The following is a 1,107-nucleotide window of genomic DNA, read 5'->3' as shown; positions in this document are numbered from 1 at the left end:
CCGCCGGCGCCGGCGTGCCGCCGGCCCGGCGCGCCGCGGCGCTGGCCGAGCAGGCCGTCGTCAACGACCGCCAGGGCAAGTTCGCCGACGGCCTGCAGGCCATCCGCGCGGCCGCCGCGATCAGCGCGACGCTCGGCGAGGCCGGCGCGCCGGAACAGGCGCGCGACCGCCACATCGAAGCGCTGCTGCTGAACCGGCTGGCCCGTCACGACGAAGCCGACGCCGCGTTCCGCGACGCGATCGCGCGCGCCGAGCAGGTGTTCGGGCCGGGCCATTCCGAAGTCGCCGAGATGCGCAACGACTACGCCGCGCTGCTGGTCGACCGCCAGCGCAGCGCCGACGCCGAGCGCGAAGTGCGGCGGGCGCTGGAGATACGCCGCCAGCGCTTCGGCCCGCAGCACGCGGCGGTCGGCGAAAGCCTGCAGATCCTCGGCATCGTCCTGCGCCAGCAGGGCCGCATCGACGAATGCGCCGCGGCGCTGGACGAGGCGCTCGCGATACAGCGTCAAGCGTTGGGCCCGCGCCATCCGTACGTGGCCTCGACCCTGAACTCGCTGGGCACCCTGGCGATGGCGCGGCAGGACTTCGGCCGCATGGTCGAGCTGCTCGGCGAGGCGCGCGACATCTATCGCGACAACGACCTGCTCGACTCGCCGCAGGGCCAGACCATCCAGAGCAACCTCGGCATCGGCCTGACCCGGCTGGAGCGCTTCGACGAGGCCGAGCCGCTGCTGCGCGCGGCGCTCGCGCGCAACCGCGCGAACCTCGGCGACGTGCATCCGCTCGTGATGGCCAGTCTCAACGGCCTGAGCCAGCTGCAGCGGCGCCGCGGCAACGGCGCCGAGGCCGAGGCGCTGGCCGCCGAGGGGGTCGCGATCGCCGACAAGGTGCTCGGCGACAGCCGCGACGGCGCGGCGATGCGCCAGAGCCTGGCCGCGGCCCAGCTGATCAACGGCCATGCGCAGGCCGCGCGCGACGGCTACCGGGCGAGCGCCGCGCTGCTGGAGAAACTCGATGCGCGCAAGGACCTGCGCTATGCGGCTGCGCTGCTCGGCCAGGCCCGCGCCGAGCTCGCGCTCGGCGCGCCGGCCGCGGCCGAAACGCTCG

1 protein-coding gene is annotated in these 1,107 nt (G+C 75.2%); it reads left to right on the top strand.

The window, feature by feature from the left end; translation table 11 throughout:
* Positions 1-14: 14 nt before the first annotated feature.
* Positions 15-1,107, top strand: a 1,093-nt coding sequence (locus NON22_RS24660) for a tetratricopeptide repeat protein (protein WP_257389622.1), incomplete at its 3' end; no start/stop codon positions are given.

Source organism: Tahibacter caeni (assembly GCF_024609805.1).
Lineage (GTDB): Bacteria > Pseudomonadota > Gammaproteobacteria > Xanthomonadales > Rhodanobacteraceae > Tahibacter > Tahibacter caeni.
This window is presented reverse-complemented; position numbering and strand designations above follow the sequence as displayed.